Genomic DNA, 16,499 nt, shown 5'->3' on the forward strand with positions numbered 1-16,499 from the left:
GACCGCTCAGGATTTGCACCTGATTCCCTATTCTCCTCTCAAAAGAGGCACCTGTTGTCATAATATTCAGCTATATTAAATACATTTATTCTACACCTTTTCAGGTTTTCCTGCTTTCATGAACAAAAATATTTAATAATATCCTTTTTCTTCTGTTGGTTTATTTATAATAATATGAAAATGTCCAATCCCATCCTGTAAATGATACTCGCGGCCACATTCAGGGCAAACTTCAGAATGTTCAAAGTCCAGGGCATGCAAACGCAAACCGCAAGTGCAAAAAATCTCTACATCCTTTATTAGTTTTCTAACTTCATCTTTTTTTAAGCTATCTACATTAAGACATACTTTTAGATTCACAATAATCCCACCTTGTTGTTTAGTTACTTATATTATAGCAAAAAACTTATGATTTTTTCCAGCTGATTGATATTTCGACACTCGAAAAAATAATGAAATAATGGCATAAAATCTTTTACCTGTGAGTCATCTTGATTCCAGCGCTCAATGGGTTCAGGATTTAAAAATATTGTTTTATTAAATTTACTGCATAGACCTCGCCAGTATTGGATACCAGCAGGCTGGTAATTGGTGCGACAATCACCAATTACTATTAATATACTATGGAAATAATGGTGATCAGATAGAAGATTACAAATTTGCTGTCCGACTAAAGCGTAATTACTAAACCCGCTAATAGACGCCTGACTATTGAAAAGTTCGGTAATTAATTCTTTAGACATTCTTTCCTGTGCAAGCAAATGGGAAATTTCTGCTACCTGATCCACAAACACAAAGGCTTTAACATTTTTAAAAACATTATAGATCCCTTGAACAAACTGTAGTAAAAACAAGGCGTATGGACTAACTGAGCCAGAAATATCGCATAGAACGTATAGATTTGTCTTAGTAATTTTGGGCTTTTTATAATATAAATGATAGGGGAGAAAATTGTGTCTTATTGAAGTCGAAAAAGTTTTTTTAAAGTCAAAAAGTCCTGACTTGGCACGTATCCAGCGCCTGCTTTTTTTCATTGCCAGGTATCTTGTAAGTTTTTGAATGTGTTGCTCAATTACCATTTGTTCTTTTGTATCAAGTGATCCCAGGTCCTTGTTCACTAACATGTTTTCTTTTATAAAATCTTTTTTATTTTCTATACTTAGTTTGTTATACCAAAATTTTTTTACCTCGTTCTCAAAAATCTCTCGTGCACTTTCTAAATTAATTATTAATTGGGGATCTTCAGTTTTTAAGAGCTTGTTCTCAGTAATTTTCCATTCCAAAAAAACTTTTATCTTTTTATTAAATTCTTCGTAGCTAAGATTAAGATTTTTTTCTGAAATATAGTCCAATGACTTACTTATAATCCGCTTTAAACTATTCATATCTCCGAGAACAATATACTGAAATAGCTTTTCTTTAAAAGCTTCGGGTTGACCATATTCACTACTTGTAAATTCTCTATCACCGACAATATTTCCAACTGGAAGTTCTGAAGATTTATAAAATAGTATAGTTTCAAGCATCTTGGCCTGTATATCATCTTTAACCAGCGTAATGTAAAGTAAATCTTTCAAATTCCATTCTGTAGATGGGATAATTGTTAGTGCCTGTAAGAAATCACAAACTTCATCAGTACAAACTGGATAACCGTATTCGCGCAACTCATTAATTATTTGGAGTATTTTCCTCACTATCATAGGAGTGAGGCCACCTTTGGCATGATTGTCTTGATATCTTCTTCATATTTTAGTAATACGCATAATGATTGCTGAACCCAGTCTATGTTAAGGTCTTTTTGGCCGCTTACAAGGGCAGATTGGGCCCACTCTATTACTTCAGCTATACTAGGTGATTTCTTGATCTTTTGTTTTCTGATATTACTGGTAAAAGTGATAATTTTTTCAGCCAATATTTTATCCAGATCAGGCAATTTTTTTAGAATTATTTCTAACTCTCTTTCCTTGTCAGGATAATCAATGTAAAGATGGAGGCAACGTCGTTTTAATGCTTCACTGAATGCTCTTGTGTTATTGCTGGTTAACAAAACAAAAGGAATATGTTTGGCTTTGATAGTACCGATTTCGGGAATGGTAACTTGATATTCAGCCAGTGCTTCTAGCAGGAAACTTTCGAATTCCTGGTCGCTTTTATCAATCTCATCAATTAACAGAACTACTGGCTTTTCAGCAGTTAATGCCTGCAAAATTGGGCGGGCCAGATAAAATTCTTCACTAAAAATATTCTTCTTAATATCCTGCCAGTTAGAACCCTGATTCACCAATGTCTGAATGTATAAAAGTTGTTTTTGATAATTCCATTCAAATAATGCTTTGCTTTCATCTAGCCCTTCATAGCATTGGAGGCGAATGAGAGGCCTGTTTAAACTTTTAGAGATAACTTTGGCCAATTCAGTTTTGCCTACCCCTGCAGGGCCCTCAACCAATAATGGTTTTTTTAACTTTAAAGCCAGAAAAACTGCCATTACTGTACGGTCATCAGGACAGTAGTTATTTTCAATAAATAACTGTTTGAGTTGGTCTAAACTGTTTACCATTTTCTCCCCTCTTCCCTTTATCTCTATAAATAAAATTTGGTAAACATTACTCTTAAAAAAGCATCAATAAAAATAGTTAAGATGGTTGTGGCAGCAGGCCAGTAAGGGCGCCATTTCCAGTAAAGCATATGCAATACCGCCGCATTAAACAAAATATCCACAATCGAGACCAGCATAATATTTTCCCAAAAAACTTTTTCAGTAGTCAGGTTATAGAAACCAGTAAATAATATGCTTAAAATTGAAAATAGAAGTCCTAACATGGTAAGATTTTTCAGAGAAGGTACCATTTCTGTAGTAGTCATTTGACCAGTTAAAAACTTAAATCCCTGAAAGGCTGCAAATATATACCACATAATGGCCAGAGCTGTTACAGCTAACTGGGAATAAAATAGCAATTCTTGCAAGAACATTCGCCTCCACAATTATAATCTCAACATAATATAATTCTCGATAAAACCAGCAAAATCCTGCTGGTAATGTTAAGAGGTCTGGAACAAACTCCAGACCTCTATTGTTTACAAACTATAATTAGGTGCCTCTTTTGTAATAATCACATCATGGGGATGACTTTCTCTCAAACCAGCACTAGTAATTCGTATAAATTTTGTTTTAGTCTTCAGTTCTTGTATATTACGTACTCCACAGTAGCCCATACCAGCTCGCAAACCGCCTATTAATTGATAAACGGTTTCAGCAAGGGGACCTTTATAGGGTACACGGCCTTCAATTCCTTCTGGAACCAGTTTTTGCTCATTCTCTTGAAAATATCTGTCTTTGGAGCCATCTTTCATAGCTCCGATTGAGCCCATGCCACGATAAACCTTAAAACTGCGTCCCTGATAAATTTCCATTTCCCCAGGACTTTCTTCCGTACCAGCAAACAGACTGCCTATCATGACTACATCAGCACCAGCAGCAATGGCTTTTGTGATATCTCCAGAGTACTTTATCCCACCATCTGCGATAATGGGAATATTATATTTAGCTGCCTCTCTAGCACAATCATAAATGGCGGTAATTTGCGGAACGCCAATGCCTGCTACAACCCTGGTAGTACAAATGGAACCGGGACCAATACCCACCTTAATGGCATCAGCACCAGCTTCAATTAGGTCTCTTGTAGCCTCGGCAGTTGCCACATTACCTGCGATAATATTTAGTTCGGGGTATTTTTGTCTTATCCGTTTTACTGTTTCTATAACACCTCGAGAATGACCATGAGCAGTATCAACTACAATGGCATCTACCTTTGCAGCTACTAAAGCTTCTACCCGCTCATCAGTATCCTTGGCTACACCTACCGCAGCTGCAACTAAGAGCCGTCCCCTTTGATCCTTTGCAGCATTGGGATACTGTCTGGCTTTTTCAATATCCTTTATAGTTATTAAACCCTTTAACATAAAGTTTTCATCAACAATAGGGAGTTTTTCTACCTTGTGTTTTTGTAATATTTCTTTCGCTTCTTCTAAGGTTGTACCTATCGGAGCGGTAACAAGATTTTCTTTTGTCATAACGTCCTCAATAGGTAAACTATAATCTTTTACAAACCGTAAATCTCGGTTAGTCAAAATACCGACAAGTTTGCCCTGCACAGTAATAGGAACTCCTGAAATTCTATATCTCTCCATCAATTCCAGGGCATCTCTGATGGGATGTTGAGGTGACAAATAGATTGGATCAGTAATTACTCCGTGTTCCGAACGTTTAACCCGATCTACCTCCAGGGCCTGACGCTCAATTGACATGTTTTTATGAATTACACCAATGCCTCCTTCACGGGCAATGGCGATGGCCAGGCGGGCTTCAGTAACTGTGTCCATGCCAGCACTCATCAGAGGAATATTTAGTTTGATATTTTTTGTCAGGTATGTAGAGGTATCTACATCCCTGGGTAATACTTCGGACTTAGCTGGTATTAATAATACATCATCAAAGGTAAGTCCTTCCTTAAGGAATTTGTCTTCCATATCTAATTCTCCTTTCTTTAGTTTATAATTCGATTCGACCTAAATATTTCCCATTATTATAGCACAATCATAATAGTACGCCAAGAAAAAAATGCCCAATTCGGGCATTAAATTTGTTCCAGGTGACTGGTGTCATTTACCAGGCTAATTATATAACGGTCATTATATGCATCGATAATATTAAGAGCGGTGTTGTCCTGTCGGATATTCCAGAACAGATTAAGATTCATTTGTAAAGCACGGGCTAAGATTAAACGAATAGTACCACCATGGGAGGCAATTAGAATCATATCATCGTCCCTGTGCTGACACAGGATTTGTTGTAAAGCCTTCCATGCCCTGTCTGCTACTTGTGAAACACTTTCACCTTGCGGTATAACGACATTAACAGGGTCCCGTTGCCATGCATTCCAAACGTCAGGGAATTGTGCTGCTATCTCCTTATAGGTTAATCCTTCCCAAGCGCCAAACTTCGTTTCTCTAAATCCATTACATAACACTACAGGTTTTTGATGATACCTGGCAATAATCTGGGCTGTTTCTTGCGCTCGGGACAAATCACTGGCATAAAAGGCAGTTATCGGCCAGTTTTTTAGTCGTAATGCTAATCTTTCTGCTTGCTGGCGTCCAATTTCACTCAACGGGATGTCAGTATGTCCCTGGTAGCGTAATTGATTGTTCCAGATTGTTTCACCATGTCTTACCAGTAAGACTTTCGGCACTTTTTTTCACCTCAGTAATTATTTCTTGCATAGTTAAAATTAATGCCCGATTTTCCGCTTCTGTTCTTATAGCAACACGACAATAATATTCATTTAGTCCACGAAAGTTCTGGCAGTTGCGAATTAGAAAACCGGCATCTCTAATTTTTTGTTCTACATCTGAGACAGGTACTGGCAACTCCAGGAGAACATAGTTGGCCTGTGGTAACCAAAAATTTACACCCGCTGGTACCAGATAATCCTCTATTAATTCAATCATTGCTTCACGCCTTTTTTTGGCTAGTTTTCTACTAATAGCCTCGTAAGCAGAATCCTGTAAAGCTGCTGCTCCTGCTACCTGGGCCAATAAGTTAACATTCCAGGGGTCCTTATGAAATTTCAAAGAGGATATCATCTCTTTATTAGCCAGTAAAATTCCCAGTCTTAGACCTGGTATGGCATAAAATTTTGTAAGTGAATAGCTTATAAATAGATTAGGCCATTGATAGAAATCTTGTATAAAAGATGATTTTTCAGGTTCATCGACAAAGTCAATAAAGGCCTCATCAATCAAGACATTTACATTTTTAGAATAAGCACGATCAATCACTGGTAAAAGTCTCTGCTTCTCCCAGAGAAATCCTGTAGGGTTGTTAGGATTGGTAATTACTAACAGGTCTCCAGGGTTTGCTTCAGCTATTATCTCAAGCCAGTCTATATCCCAGTTATTTTCTTTTGCAAATGACCAGAACCGTATTTCCGCATCAGCTGCTAAAGCAGCACCTTCATACTCACAAAAAGAAGGAATAGGAAGATGAATGGTGCCTGGTTTTAGATATTTGAACAATAAATAAAAAAGTTCAGCGGCGCCATTTCCCCACAAACAGTAACCCGGATCCAGGTTGTTTTTTTTACAAAAAATTTGAGTTAATTCTGTGCATTCAGGATCAGGGTAATGAACTAATAAATTAAGATTGTCTTTAATTGCTGCTACTACGTTTGGAGATAACCCTTCGGGGTTTATATTGGCAGAAAAATCGATAACTTTTCTGAATCGCCAAATGTTACCGCCATGGTGACGTATAAATTTTTCTTTCAACCTACTACCCCCACCCAATATTATTTTAAAAGAAAATAGCCAGCTACTAGTATCAATATTTCTGTGATTTCATTAAGTGCTCCATAGAGATCACCTGTTAACCCACCAAAAAGTTTTGTAAACTTCTTTCCCCATAAAAGAGCAGTAATTATTGAAATTAAAAAAAGAAAAATATCAGCAAACTCTAACCAATAAGACATAATGATAAGGCTCAATATTGTAAAAAATGAGGCTAACATGAATTCCTTTTTTCCAGTATAGTTTTTAAACAAACTTCCCAATCCTTGTGGTCTAATATAAGGAAAAAAATAAATTACTACGACTTGATTGAATCTCGCCAGAACAGGCGCTAGTACGATCAATACCAGTTGCTTATTTTTAATAATTTCAATTAAAAAGCTGTATTTTAACAAATACAGACAAAAAGCACCGATTACTGCATTGCTGCCAACATGGCTATCCTTCATAATTTCTAACATCCGTTCAGGAGATCTGTTACTGAAAACTGCATCAATTGTATCTAGCAAGCCATCAATATGCATGGCACCTGTTAAAATAGTGTGAGCCCAAATTAGTAATGCAGCTAAAATAACACTACTTGCAAATGGTGCCAGAAAAACGGCAATTAGTAGATAAATTCCCCCCAGTAACAATCCGATTACTGGAAAATATGCGGTTGCTTTACCGAATGCTTTTTCATCCCATTTAACTTCAAACAGCGAAATTCTTGTTAAAGCATGTAAGGCAAAGATAGCTGACTTCATTTTAATTTACCCCTAACTTTAGTACTAGAGCTATACCTAAAAATCCAATGAAGGTTATAGTTAATAAGCCTGCAGTGAAAACAATTTTTTGGGTATTAATTATATCTCGCAACTCAAACTTCTTATTTTTATCTCCTAAGGTAGCCCGCCACTGTGGCTGACCATGGTAATAGTTTAATCCTCCCAGCTGAACTCCTAATAAACCAGCTATTACTGCTTCTGGATGACCTGAATTTGGGCTGGGATGTTTATGGGCGTCCCGCAACCATATAATGAAACTTTGTTTTAGATTGAATCCTAATATTCCACCTGTGATTAATAAGCCCAATCCTCCTAATCTAGCGGGTAGCCAGTTAACCACATCATCAAGGCGGGCTGCCCACCTCCCAAAATAAAGATAACGAGAATTTTTATATCCCCACATAGAATCTAAAGTATTTATGGCACGATAAATTATCGCTGCGCCAGGGCCTCCAAGAAGAGCCCAAAAAATGGGCGCAAAAAAACCATCGATGAAATTTTCCGCTACAGATTCAACAGTTGCTCTAATTATTTCTTCTTCATTCATATGTTCAGTGTCTCTGCCGACAATTTCAGCTACTTTTTTCTGGGCTAAAGCTATATTCCCTCTAGATAAAGGTTTTAATATTTTTGTTGCTGCCTTTAATAAACTTTTTAGAGCTAAGGAAAAATAGATGAGAATTGAGCCAGTGAAGACATATAAAATTTCATTATAGGCATAAGTTACGCTCAAAATTATTAAGCAAATTAGAGAAACTGCCAGTAAATAAACAATTAGCGCAATTATGCCCGATACTAATGCTTTTTTAAAATCGTTATGATTATGGTTCAGTCTTGCATCAATGTAAGCAGCCAGTTTTCCCATTCCTTCTACGGGATGGGGTAACCATCTAGGGTCAGCTAGAAGCAAATCTAAAAAAAATGCAATAAAAATCATTATAATATTATTAATAGTCCAATGCTCCATTTTTATCCCTCAATACCATTTTCTATCAATTTCATTAAATACTCCATATTTAAATTTTCTTTAATTAAATTGCCTAGCTGGGTTAAATTGTACTCTCTCCATTCTTTATAGTTACGCAAAGTAGTAATAGGTAAAAGTTTTTTTCGTTGACGCAAATAATTTAACCAGTTTCGACGGAATTGGTCATTATCAAAAATGCCATGAAAATACGTCCCCCAAATTTGTCCATGTGCAGTAATTGCTCCATCAGTTCGATTGTCATCCAGCTTAATAAACGGGGTTTCGGAAGGATCAAGAATGGTTTGACCCATGTGAATTTCATACCCTTTTACATCAAGTCCTGACTCTTCCAAATTAAAAAATTTATTAGTTAAAATACCATTACTAATTGTAGTTGTTTTTTCAGGCCAAAACTCTGTTTTCATTTTGATAAAGCCTAAGCCAGTTTCGAACCTTTTTGTACCTTCCACACCATGGGGATCGTAGATTTTTTCCCCTAGCATTTGATAGCCACCGCATATTCCCACTATTGGAATCCCTTGGGTTTGAGCGCTTTTTAAATAACTTTCCCAACCGGAAGTTCGTAAAAAGTTCAAATCGCTGATGGTATTTTTACTGCCAGGAATAATGATAGCATCAGGGTTGCCTGCAGCAGAAGGGTCAGATTCAAAACGCACACCTACATCTGGCTCAAATTTTAATGCATCAAAATCTGTGAAATTAGATATCTGAGGCAAGCGTATCACTACAATATCCAATCCGTTTGGTGGCAGAGGCTTAGATTGAATAGACATAGAGTCCTCTTCTTCCAGTGCCAGCTTTTGATAGGGCAGAACTCCTAAAACAGGAACCAGCGTTTTTCTTTCCAATATCTCAATCGCTGGTAAAAACAGATTGACATCGCCTCTAAATTTATTGATAATAAACCCTTTAATCAGTTGCCGTTCTTCTGGTTCTAATAATTCCATAGTTCCAACTAGTGATGCCAAAACGCCCCCGCGGTCGATATCTCCAACAAGTAAGACGGGCGACCTGGCATATTTAGCAACTCGCATATTTACAATTTCAGTATCTTTTAGGTTTATTTCCGCTGGACTGCCGGCACCTTCGATAACAATAACATCGTATTGATTTGCTAATCTGTGAAAAGCATCAGTTACAATTTTCCATGCCTGCAGCGACCAAGTGTTATGATACTCTCGAGCAGACATGTTACCGAGAGGCTTCCCCAATACTACAACCTGGCTTTGCATATTACCGGCAGGTTTTAATAAGATGGGATTCATATCAACACTGGGTAATATACCAGCAGCTTCTGCCTGTAATGCCTGGGCCCTGCCTATTTCCCCACCCTCATATGTAATGTAGCTATTCAGGGCCATATTTTGCGCTTTGAAGGGAGCTACTTTTAGCCCCTGTTCTTTCAAAATCCGGCACAAGCCAGCAACAATTAATGATTTACCGACATTAGAGCCAGTTCCCTGGACCATAATAGTCTTTGCCGCCATTATATCCTCTCCCCGTGCTTTTTTATATCTATTGCTATACCACACCAGACAAAATAAACTTTATTGCAAATTTCACCTAATAGCTGGTGTAAAGTTCCCAGTGCATCACCAAAGGTCCGGGTTAACTGGTTGCTGGCTATTCCTCCTAACCCAACTTCATTACTAACCAAAATAACTTTTCCTTGATATGTTTTTATTGTTTGCACCAAATCAGCAAACTCTTTTTCCAAATTCATTTCACTCAGCAATAAATTAGTTACCCACAATGTTAGACAATCAATTAACACCGTTGGTTGGACATCCCACTGATTTAGTTCATTTAGAATACAAGCTATTTTCTGTGGTTCCTCAACTGTTTGCCAGTGTGACGGGCGGCGTATTTTATGTTCATTTACTCTTCTGGCCATTTCTTCATCCCAGACCTGTGCAGTAGCAATATACACTACTTGCCTATCCGATGAAGCTAATTTTTCTGCCCACTTACTTTTCCCACTGCGGATGCCACCAACTACCAAAATTTTTTCCCCCGGCAAGTTTGTTACCCCTTTCTCCCCTGAATATTTTTTGCTATACTATGTCATAGATTTCTTGGATTGGAGGCAATATATGTTAAGACGGTTCAAGCAGTTTTTTTGGGCTATATTTTCGAAAATGACTGATAAAGATCGAGAATATGTTAACTCATATTTAAACTTGATGGAACAAACCCTTTTTTATCATTTGGATCCCATAACCCAAAAGCATTGTGTCCGGGTTGCCAGAACCTGCGAAAAATTATTTGATCGACTAGATTCTGAGCAACAAAGCCGTCTTAATCGAGAAGCATTGATTAAAGGAGCTCTATTACATGATATCGGTAAGGTAAGTTTCCAAATATCCTTGCTGGAAAGAGTTATCATGGTAATGGTAAATGCCCTTTTCCCAGGATTAGTTAAAAAATATGCATATCTTGATTATCGCAGTCCGTTATCCTGGTGGCATCGCATGTGTCATTCCTATCTTTATCACGGGGAAATTGGCTGGAATGTAGCCAGGACCATTAATACCATTGATTCTATTACCTTACAACTAATTAGGCATCACCATTCTCAGGAACACAAAATTCCCGCAGAGATCGAGATTTTAAGATTGGCCGATAATCTCAATTGAGATCATCGGCCAGTTTGTTTCTTATCACATCCACCAGTTCATTGATTAAATGAGGTAATGGCTCATTGCTATTGCTTATTAGCTTGATTTGATCACGACAAATAGGTAAAAGATATTTTTCTTTATCTATACTAGCTATAGCCGTAGCTATAGCAGGAGTTATTTCCCCTAACATTGAATTCGGAATAACTATACCTAGCGGTCCCACAATTATGTCTACGTTTTTAATGCTGTAACAAATAGCATTTTCTCCTGAGGCAGCCTCATTGGCTCCTGCTTTCAACATATTAGCGGCCGCCCAGGCATTGGTAGCCAGGGCTATTATCTCGATTTTTTCCCCAAAAACTTTACGCAGTTTTTCAGTAATATGTTTTCCAATACCTCCGCCTTGACCATCAATCACAGCAATACGCATAAAACCTCTCCCTAACAAATCCTGGGCAACTGATCGCCGGCCAGCATGTCGAGAATCCTTTTTCCGCCCAAGGCTGTTTTAAGGTAAACTTTATTATTTGAGTTTTCTTTAGGTTTGTCTACTACTTTACCGATAATCGCCGCGTCACGGCCAAGAGGATGGTTCTTGATTGTAGCTAATGCTATATCAGCAAATTCTTCCGGTAAAATGGCGATAAATTTACCTTCATTAGCAATATATAAAGGATCTAGACCAAGAATTTCACAGGCACTAAAAACCTCATCCTTTACTGGAAGCTTTTCCTCCCATAATTCTATCATTGCATTACTCTGGTAGGCTATTTCGTTGAGGGTAGTTGCCAAACCGCCACGTGTGGGATCGCGCAAAACATTTACCCGAGGTACATTTTCCAGCAACAGGGCAATTATTTCATTTAAAGGAGCGCAGTCACTGAAGATAGGTACGGAAAATTCCAGTCCATGTCGTTCAGCCATTACTGCTACTCCATGGTCTCCTAAAGTTCCATTTACGATTATTACATCACCTGGCTGAGCGTTGCGTCCGCTAATATTTCTGCCTTCTGGAATTAATCCAAAACCTGTTGTGTTAATGAAAATGCCATCGGCTTGTCCCTTTCCAACTATTTTGGTATCGCCTGCTATTATTTTCACACCAGCCGATGCGGCCGTCTCAGCCATACTCTGGACGATTCTTTCCAGTTCTGCCAGGGGGAACCCTTCCTCAATTATGAAAGCTGCTGTCAAGTATAATGGTATTCCACCGGACATGGCGACATCATTTACAGTTCCACAGACAGATAATTTCCCTATGTTTCCACCGGGGAAAAAGATCGGATTAATAACGAAAGAATCAGTCGAAATAGCCCAGTTCATACTGCTGCCTGGTACGATAGCCATATCATCCTGTTTGATGAGAATTTCGTTTTGAAAATACTTCAAAAACAGTTCAGAAATTAGGCGATGAGATAATTTGCCACCACTGCCATGGCCAAGGGTAATAAATTCCATGGTTCACACCCCATATCTGTAATATGCTGCGCATGTTCCTTCAATAGAAACCATACATGCACCTACTGGTGTTTCAGGAGTACATTTTCTACTAAACAATGGACATTCAGGTGGTGTAACTAGGCCCCTTAAAACTTCCCCACAACGACAACCCTTAGGTTCATGAGCAGAAAAATCGGGAATGTTAAACTTTTCCTTTGCATCAAAAGTTTTGTATTGATCTTTTAATTCAAGGCCTGTTTCGGGAATAAGACCGATACCACGCCAGTAGGCATCGGCAGGTTGAAAAATTCGATTGACTATTTCTCTGGCCACTGGATTGCCTTCTGTTTTAACAATTCTAGGATAAGCATTTAATATTTGAGCCTGGCCTTTTATAAGCATTTGCAGGATTTCATAAATTCCCATTAGAATATCCACGCCTTCAAAACCAGCTATTACGCCAGGCAAGTTATATTCGTTAGCAAGGAAAACATAAGGCTCAAGGCCGATAATAGCAGAAACGTGTCCTGGTAATAAAAATGCGTCTATTCCTATTTCTTTGTTTTCAGCTAAAGCCCTTAATGCGGCAGGGATCGTTTTATGGCTTCCTATAATTGAAAAGTTATTCAGTCCCTGCTCTGCTGCCAGCAAAACCGCACTGGCTACGGTTGGAGTTGTTGTCTCAAAACCTATACCCAGAAATACAACTTCTCTTTCAGGATTTTCCTGTGCTATTTTCAGTGCATCTAACGTACTGTATACAACGCGAATATCAGCACCCAATGATTTGGCCTGGGCCAGGGAATACTTACTACCAGGAACTTTTAACATATCGCCGAAACTGGTTAAGATTACACCTTTTTCTAGGGCCAGCCAAATGCTCTGGTCAATGTAGTTATTAGGTGTAACACAAACCGGGCAACCGGGCCCGGATACCAATTTCACATTTTCAGGCAACAGAGAACGAATGCCCGATTTAAAGATTGAAACTGTATGGGTACCACACACTTCCATTATTTTTACTTGGGGCAATTGTAAGGCTAGCTTGGTGATTTCCTGAACTAGATTTTTTGCTAGTTGCGGGTTTTTAATTTGCGAAATGGTGTTCTGCATTTTTTTCCTCCAGCTCCTGTAATAATTTAATAGTTGCTAAAGCAGCTTCCTCATCTACAACATCAATAACAAAACCAGCATGAACAAGCACATAATCATTAACTGAAGCGGACGGACATAGTATTAAACTAACTTCCCGTTTAACTCCCATCAGTTCCACAACTCCAGTGTTTTCTTTCTTTTCAATCAGTTTACCAGGTACAGCTAAACACATTATTTTTCACTCCTTAAATATGCTAAATAAATTTGACCGGCAGCTATGCCACCATCATTACAGGGAATTGTCTGATGCCAGTAAACTTCGAAATTGTCCTGTTCCAACCTTGAAACACTTTCTCTTAAAAGAATTTGATTCATGAACACCCCACCACTCAGACAGACCTTATTTATTCCGTACTGGTTTCTTATTAAGAGGCAGATTTCATTGATTGCATTTGCTATGGCTAAATGGAAGCCAAAAGCAAGGGTTGAAATAGCCTCACCTTTGCGGAGATAGGCGGAAATTTGTTGTATTAACGGTCGCCAGTCAAAAAACCATTTTTTCTCCTGCTGGATTATATCTAATTTTAAAGGAATTGATTTAGTGCTATGATAAGCTATATTTTCCAGCTCAATGGCAGCCTGTCCATCATACGTAATTTTTTCACGTAAATTTAGTATTGCTGCTACACCATCAAATAGCCGTCCCATGCCGGTGGATAGAAAAACATTAAGATGATTGGATAGCATTTTCTTGAAAATACTAATTTCGGGCCTATTGTTAAAGTTGGCATTCTTTTCTTTTATGCCGGCTAGCTCCTGTAAAACATATCCTAAACGCCAGACTTCCCTAATAGCTTTTTCGCCACCAATTAACGGGATGGGAAGTAAGTGAGCTACTCGCCGAAAATCTTTACCATCACCGATAAAAACTTCACTGCCCCAGAGAGTTCCGTCGTAACCATAACCAGTGCCATCAAAGGCAATACCGATAACGGGCTCTGCCAGTTGATGCTCTAGCATGCAAGCTCCAATATGTGCCTCATGGTGCTGTATAGCCAGTTTAGCAACCGGTTGTTCCAGAGCCCATTTAGTGGCTAAATATTCAGGGTGTAAGTCGTGTACGATTAGGCGCGGTTTTAAATCCAAAAAACTTGTCAGGTCATTTATACATTCTTCAAAGGCTCGATAGGCTTCCTCATTTTCCAGGTCGCCCAGGTGATGACTGAGAATAATATCTTTACCTTTAGCTATTGCGATAACATTTTTTTGTTCTGCTCCCGTTGCAATAATATGGCTAAATTCCTCAGGCAGTTTGATGGCTAGAGGAGCAAAACCACGAGAGCGTCTTATCATAAAGAGTTTGTCCCTAAAAACGGTTGCAACTGAATCATCACAGCGGCGTTTAATTTCTCGATCGTGTAACAGAAAGTAATCTGCAATCTGATTAAGATTTGATACCGCCTCATCATTTTTGTATTCTATAGGTTCATCCGTTTTGTTGGCGGAAGTCATAACCAGATACGGTGGTGAAAACTCAAATAATACCCGATGCAGAGGAGTGTATGGTAACATCACCCCATAATTAGGATTTACAGGGGCAATCTCATCAGCCAGAAGCTGAGTATCCTTTTTGGGCAGCAGGAGAATTGGTTTTTCAGGACCTTGAAGGATTTTTTCACTATAAATGCTAGTTTGCACTATCGCCTTTAGTGTATTGATGTCTTTGCACATAACAGCAAGAGCTTTTTCTTCCCGGTTTTTTCTCCGTCGTAAAGTTTTTACCACGTCAGAGTTCCGGGCATCGCAGGCGAGATGAAAACCCCCCAAGCCTTTGATAGCAATAATCTTGCCAGCAGATAAAAATTCTCCCGCTTGTTTTATAGCTTCAATACCTCTGGCGATAATGTTTTTTTGTCTATCGAGCAGACTGACCTGTGGGCCACAGTGCCAGCATGCATTAGGCTGGGCATGAAAACGCCGATTTGTGGGGTCGTTATATTCCGCCGCACACTCCGGGCACATTTGAAAAGTTTTCATTGTAGTATTAAAACGATCGTAGGGTAAAGCTTCGATAATTGTATAACGAGGGCCACAATTTGTACAATTTATAAAAGGGTATAAATAACGTCTATCTTCCGGAGTTAACAATTCTTTTTCACAGTCAGAACATAAAGCTGTATCTACAGGTACAGATATTTGTTTGTCACCTGCTCCCTGGCTTTTGACAATGATAAAACCTGATTGCATTGATATAGGTAACTCAGTATTAATTATCTCAATCTTGTCAATTACAGCCATAGGAGGAGCTACAATTGGTATCTGTTGAACAAATGCGTTTAACACTTCCTCTGACCCTTCTATCTCTAAAAAAACCCCTTGGGTATCATTGCCAACCAATCCGCTGAGTTGATATTTGCTGGCAAGATTGTAGATAAACGGCCTGAACCCTACTCCCTGTACTACACCATAAATGCGGACTAGCCAACGTTTAATCATAATCCAGCAGCCTTTCTCACCATTCTTTGATGATCAGGATCAGTTATAGAAACACCCGATTTAGTATAACTGGAACCGTGGGTACGGCTGTTAAGAAAATGAACGCAAAAATGTCCGGGAAAGTTGTTAATTGCAGGAGCTCCTTCTCCATGGGGCATACCATTGATTGAGGCCGCCCAGTATTGTCCGTTATAACAAACAATAACCGCTCTTCTGTCCCAGCTCCACCTTCCATAAAGAGATCTAAGGACTTCAGTATCAGCAGCTGTTAAAGGAATAACATCGGCATGGTTATGCCCGTAAATCCGCTTGACATTAAACTGTTTCCCGGTTTCCAGATCGATAATTTGGGCAATTGTACCTACTTCCCAAAGCTGATTGACTAGCGACCAGTCTATCAGCTGTCCATACCCTGGTTTACGGAGGTCTCCACTGCGGCTAACAGTTTTTGTTCTACTTTTGTTCTGCTTTTTTAATGTTGCCCATGTAGCTGGGCCTACTTTACCATACGCCGGTAGACCCATGCGTTTTTGCCATTTAACAACTGCAGCATGGGTACGATTATCAAAAATGCCGTTAATAGGCCCATTATAGACTTTTTTCTGTTTTAGCAAAACTTGCAATTCTTTAACCAAAGGACCCTTATCACCGTTTTGCAAATATTTTGTTGCCCCCAGGGCACTTGGTATGAACATCGAATGGAACAAAATAATACATAGCACATAAATAGCTAATTTACGCAAAAGA

18 protein-coding genes and 1 riboswitch are annotated in these 16,499 nt (G+C 38.7%); of the genes, 1 reads left to right on the top strand and 17 read right to left on the bottom strand.

Annotated features, from left to right (window positions below):
* A riboswitch (cobalamin riboswitch) is annotated at positions 1–70 on the bottom strand. This riboswitch is flagged as partial in the annotation.
* Between the two features lie 62 nt (positions 71–132).
* From ULO1_RS11240 to cobU, 11 genes are all read right to left on the bottom strand, one after another.
* Positions 133–360, bottom strand: coding sequence for a hypothetical protein (locus ULO1_RS11240; RefSeq protein ID WP_078664422.1), 228 nt, complete (start codon positions 358–360; stop codon positions 133–135).
* A 32-nt stretch (positions 361–392) separates the two neighbouring features.
* Positions 393–1,700, bottom strand: a complete 1,308-nt coding sequence (locus tag ULO1_RS11245; protein WP_079933622.1) for a VWA domain-containing protein — start codon at positions 1,698–1,700, stop codon at positions 393–395.
* Positions 1,697–2,557 carry a MoxR family ATPase gene (locus ULO1_RS11250; protein ID WP_078664420.1) on the bottom strand — a complete coding sequence of 287 codons (861 nt, stop codon included), beginning with the start codon at positions 2,555–2,557 and terminating at the stop codon, positions 1,697–1,699. Before ULO1_RS11250 ends, ULO1_RS11245 begins: the two co-directional genes overlap by 4 nt.
* 23 nt (positions 2,558–2,580) lie before the next feature.
* On the bottom strand, positions 2,581–2,964 hold the full coding sequence (locus tag ULO1_RS11255) for a hypothetical protein (RefSeq protein WP_078664419.1): 384 nt from the start codon (positions 2,962–2,964) through the stop codon (positions 2,581–2,583).
* A 111-nt stretch (positions 2,965–3,075) separates the two neighbouring features.
* Positions 3,076–4,527, bottom strand: coding sequence for an IMP dehydrogenase (gene guaB, locus ULO1_RS11260; RefSeq protein ID WP_078664418.1), 1,452 nt, complete (start codon positions 4,525–4,527; stop codon positions 3,076–3,078).
* Positions 4,528–4,634: 107 nt separating this feature from the next.
* Positions 4,635–5,249, bottom strand: coding sequence for an alpha-ribazole phosphatase (gene cobC / locus ULO1_RS11265; protein WP_078664417.1), 615 nt, complete (start codon positions 5,247–5,249; stop codon positions 4,635–4,637).
* Positions 5,218–6,327 carry a histidinol-phosphate transaminase gene (locus ULO1_RS11270; protein ID WP_159071871.1) on the bottom strand — a complete coding sequence of 370 codons (1,110 nt, stop codon included), beginning with the start codon at positions 6,325–6,327 and terminating at the stop codon, positions 5,218–5,220. The genes cobC and ULO1_RS11270 overlap by 32 nt, the downstream gene beginning before the upstream one ends.
* Positions 6,328–6,347: 20 nt before the next feature.
* Positions 6,348–7,091, bottom strand: coding sequence for an adenosylcobinamide-GDP ribazoletransferase (gene cobS / locus ULO1_RS11275; protein WP_078664415.1), 744 nt, complete (start codon positions 7,089–7,091; stop codon positions 6,348–6,350).
* Between the two features lies 1 nt (position 7,092).
* Positions 7,093–8,079, bottom strand: a complete 987-nt coding sequence (gene cbiB / locus ULO1_RS11280; protein WP_079933623.1) for an adenosylcobinamide-phosphate synthase CbiB — start codon at positions 8,077–8,079, stop codon at positions 7,093–7,095.
* 2 nt (positions 8,080–8,081) lie between these two features.
* A complete protein-coding gene (locus tag ULO1_RS11285; protein WP_078664413.1) occupies positions 8,082–9,587 on the bottom strand; it encodes a cobyric acid synthase in 1,506 nt (501 codons plus the stop codon).
* Entirely contained in the window at positions 9,587–10,102 is a 516-nt protein-coding gene (gene cobU / locus ULO1_RS11290) for a bifunctional adenosylcobinamide kinase/adenosylcobinamide-phosphate guanylyltransferase (protein WP_159444458.1), read from the bottom strand. Before cobU ends, ULO1_RS11285 begins: the two co-directional genes overlap by 1 nt.
* A 136-nt stretch (positions 10,103–10,238) precedes the next feature.
* On the opposite strand from cobU, the gene ULO1_RS11295 reads away from it, so the two are divergent.
* Positions 10,239–10,736 carry an HD domain-containing protein gene (locus tag ULO1_RS11295; RefSeq protein ID WP_159444457.1) on the top strand — a complete coding sequence of 166 codons (498 nt, stop codon included), beginning with the start codon at positions 10,239–10,241 and terminating at the stop codon, positions 10,734–10,736.
* On the opposite strand, the gene ULO1_RS11300 is transcribed toward ULO1_RS11295, so the two are convergent.
* The 6 genes from ULO1_RS11300 to ULO1_RS11325 are packed head-to-tail and all read right to left on the bottom strand — an operon-like array spanning position 10,729 to position 16,495.
* The gene (locus ULO1_RS11300; protein ID WP_078664410.1) at positions 10,729–11,151 is read right to left on the bottom strand and encodes a DUF3842 family protein; all 423 of its coding nucleotides are present in this window, start codon (positions 11,149–11,151) and stop codon (positions 10,729–10,731) included. The two genes, ULO1_RS11295 and ULO1_RS11300, sit on opposite strands and share 8 nt — an antisense overlap.
* A gap of 11 nt (positions 11,152–11,162) precedes the next feature.
* Positions 11,163–12,179 (bottom strand): hydrogenase expression/formation protein HypE, encoded by a 1,017-nt coding sequence (gene hypE / locus ULO1_RS11305; RefSeq protein ID WP_079933624.1) that lies wholly within the window; start codon positions 12,177–12,179, stop codon positions 11,163–11,165.
* A 3-nt stretch (positions 12,180–12,182) separates the two neighbouring features.
* Complete coding sequence (gene hypD, locus ULO1_RS11310; RefSeq protein ID WP_079933625.1) at positions 12,183–13,274, bottom strand: hydrogenase formation protein HypD; 1,092 nt, start codon at positions 13,272–13,274, stop codon at positions 12,183–12,185.
* A complete protein-coding gene (locus tag ULO1_RS11315) occupies positions 13,249–13,488 on the bottom strand; it encodes a HypC/HybG/HupF family hydrogenase formation chaperone (RefSeq protein ID WP_078664407.1) in 240 nt (79 codons plus the stop codon). Before ULO1_RS11315 ends, hypD begins: the two co-directional genes overlap by 26 nt.
* Positions 13,488–15,752, bottom strand: coding sequence for a carbamoyltransferase HypF (hypF, locus tag ULO1_RS11320; protein ID WP_078664406.1), 2,265 nt, complete (start codon positions 15,750–15,752; stop codon positions 13,488–13,490). Before hypF ends, ULO1_RS11315 begins: the two co-directional genes overlap by 1 nt.
* Entirely contained in the window at positions 15,749–16,495 is a 747-nt protein-coding gene (locus tag ULO1_RS11325; protein WP_079906859.1) for a peptidoglycan-binding protein, read from the bottom strand. Before ULO1_RS11325 ends, hypF begins: the two co-directional genes overlap by 4 nt.
* Between the last annotated feature and the right edge of the window lie 4 nt (positions 16,496–16,499).

This window comes from Carboxydocella sp. ULO1 (genome assembly GCF_002049255.1).
GTDB lineage: Bacteria > Bacillota.

What these genes read in the sequence shown, in the direction of transcription:
- ULO1_RS11245 (WP_079933622.1), bottom strand. Translation starts at nt 1,700, where the DNA reads ATGATAGTGAGGAAAATACTCCAAATAATTAATGAGTTGCGCGAATAC.
- ULO1_RS11250 (WP_078664420.1), bottom strand. Translation starts at nt 2,557, where the DNA reads ATGGTAAACAGTTTAGACCAACTCAAACAGTTATTTATTGAAAATAAC.
- guaB (WP_078664418.1), bottom strand. Translation starts at nt 4,527, where the DNA reads ATGGAAGACAAATTCCTTAAGGAAGGACTTACCTTTGATGATGTATTA.
- cobS (WP_078664415.1), bottom strand. Translation starts at nt 7,091, where the DNA reads ATGAAGTCAGCTATCTTTGCCTTACATGCTTTAACAAGAATTTCGCTG.
- cbiB (WP_079933623.1), bottom strand. Translation starts at nt 8,079, where the DNA reads ATGGAGCATTGGACTATTAATAATATTATAATGATTTTTATTGCATTT.
- ULO1_RS11285 (WP_078664413.1), bottom strand. Translation starts at nt 9,587, where the DNA reads ATGGCGGCAAAGACTATTATGGTCCAGGGAACTGGCTCTAATGTCGGT.
- ULO1_RS11295 (WP_159444457.1), top strand. Translation starts at nt 10,239, where the DNA reads ATGACTGATAAAGATCGAGAATATGTTAACTCATATTTAAACTTGATG.
- ULO1_RS11300 (WP_078664410.1), bottom strand. Translation starts at nt 11,151, where the DNA reads ATGCGTATTGCTGTGATTGATGGTCAAGGCGGAGGTATTGGAAAACAT.
- hypE (WP_079933624.1), bottom strand. Translation starts at nt 12,179, where the DNA reads ATGGAATTTATTACCCTTGGCCATGGCAGTGGTGGCAAATTATCTCAT.
- hypD (WP_079933625.1), bottom strand. Translation starts at nt 13,274, where the DNA reads ATGCAGAACACCATTTCGCAAATTAAAAACCCGCAACTAGCAAAAAAT.
- ULO1_RS11315 (WP_078664407.1), bottom strand. Translation starts at nt 13,488, where the DNA reads ATGTGTTTAGCTGTACCTGGTAAACTGATTGAAAAGAAAGAAAACACT.
- hypF (WP_078664406.1), bottom strand. Translation starts at nt 15,752, where the DNA reads ATGATTAAACGTTGGCTAGTCCGCATTTATGGTGTAGTACAGGGAGTA.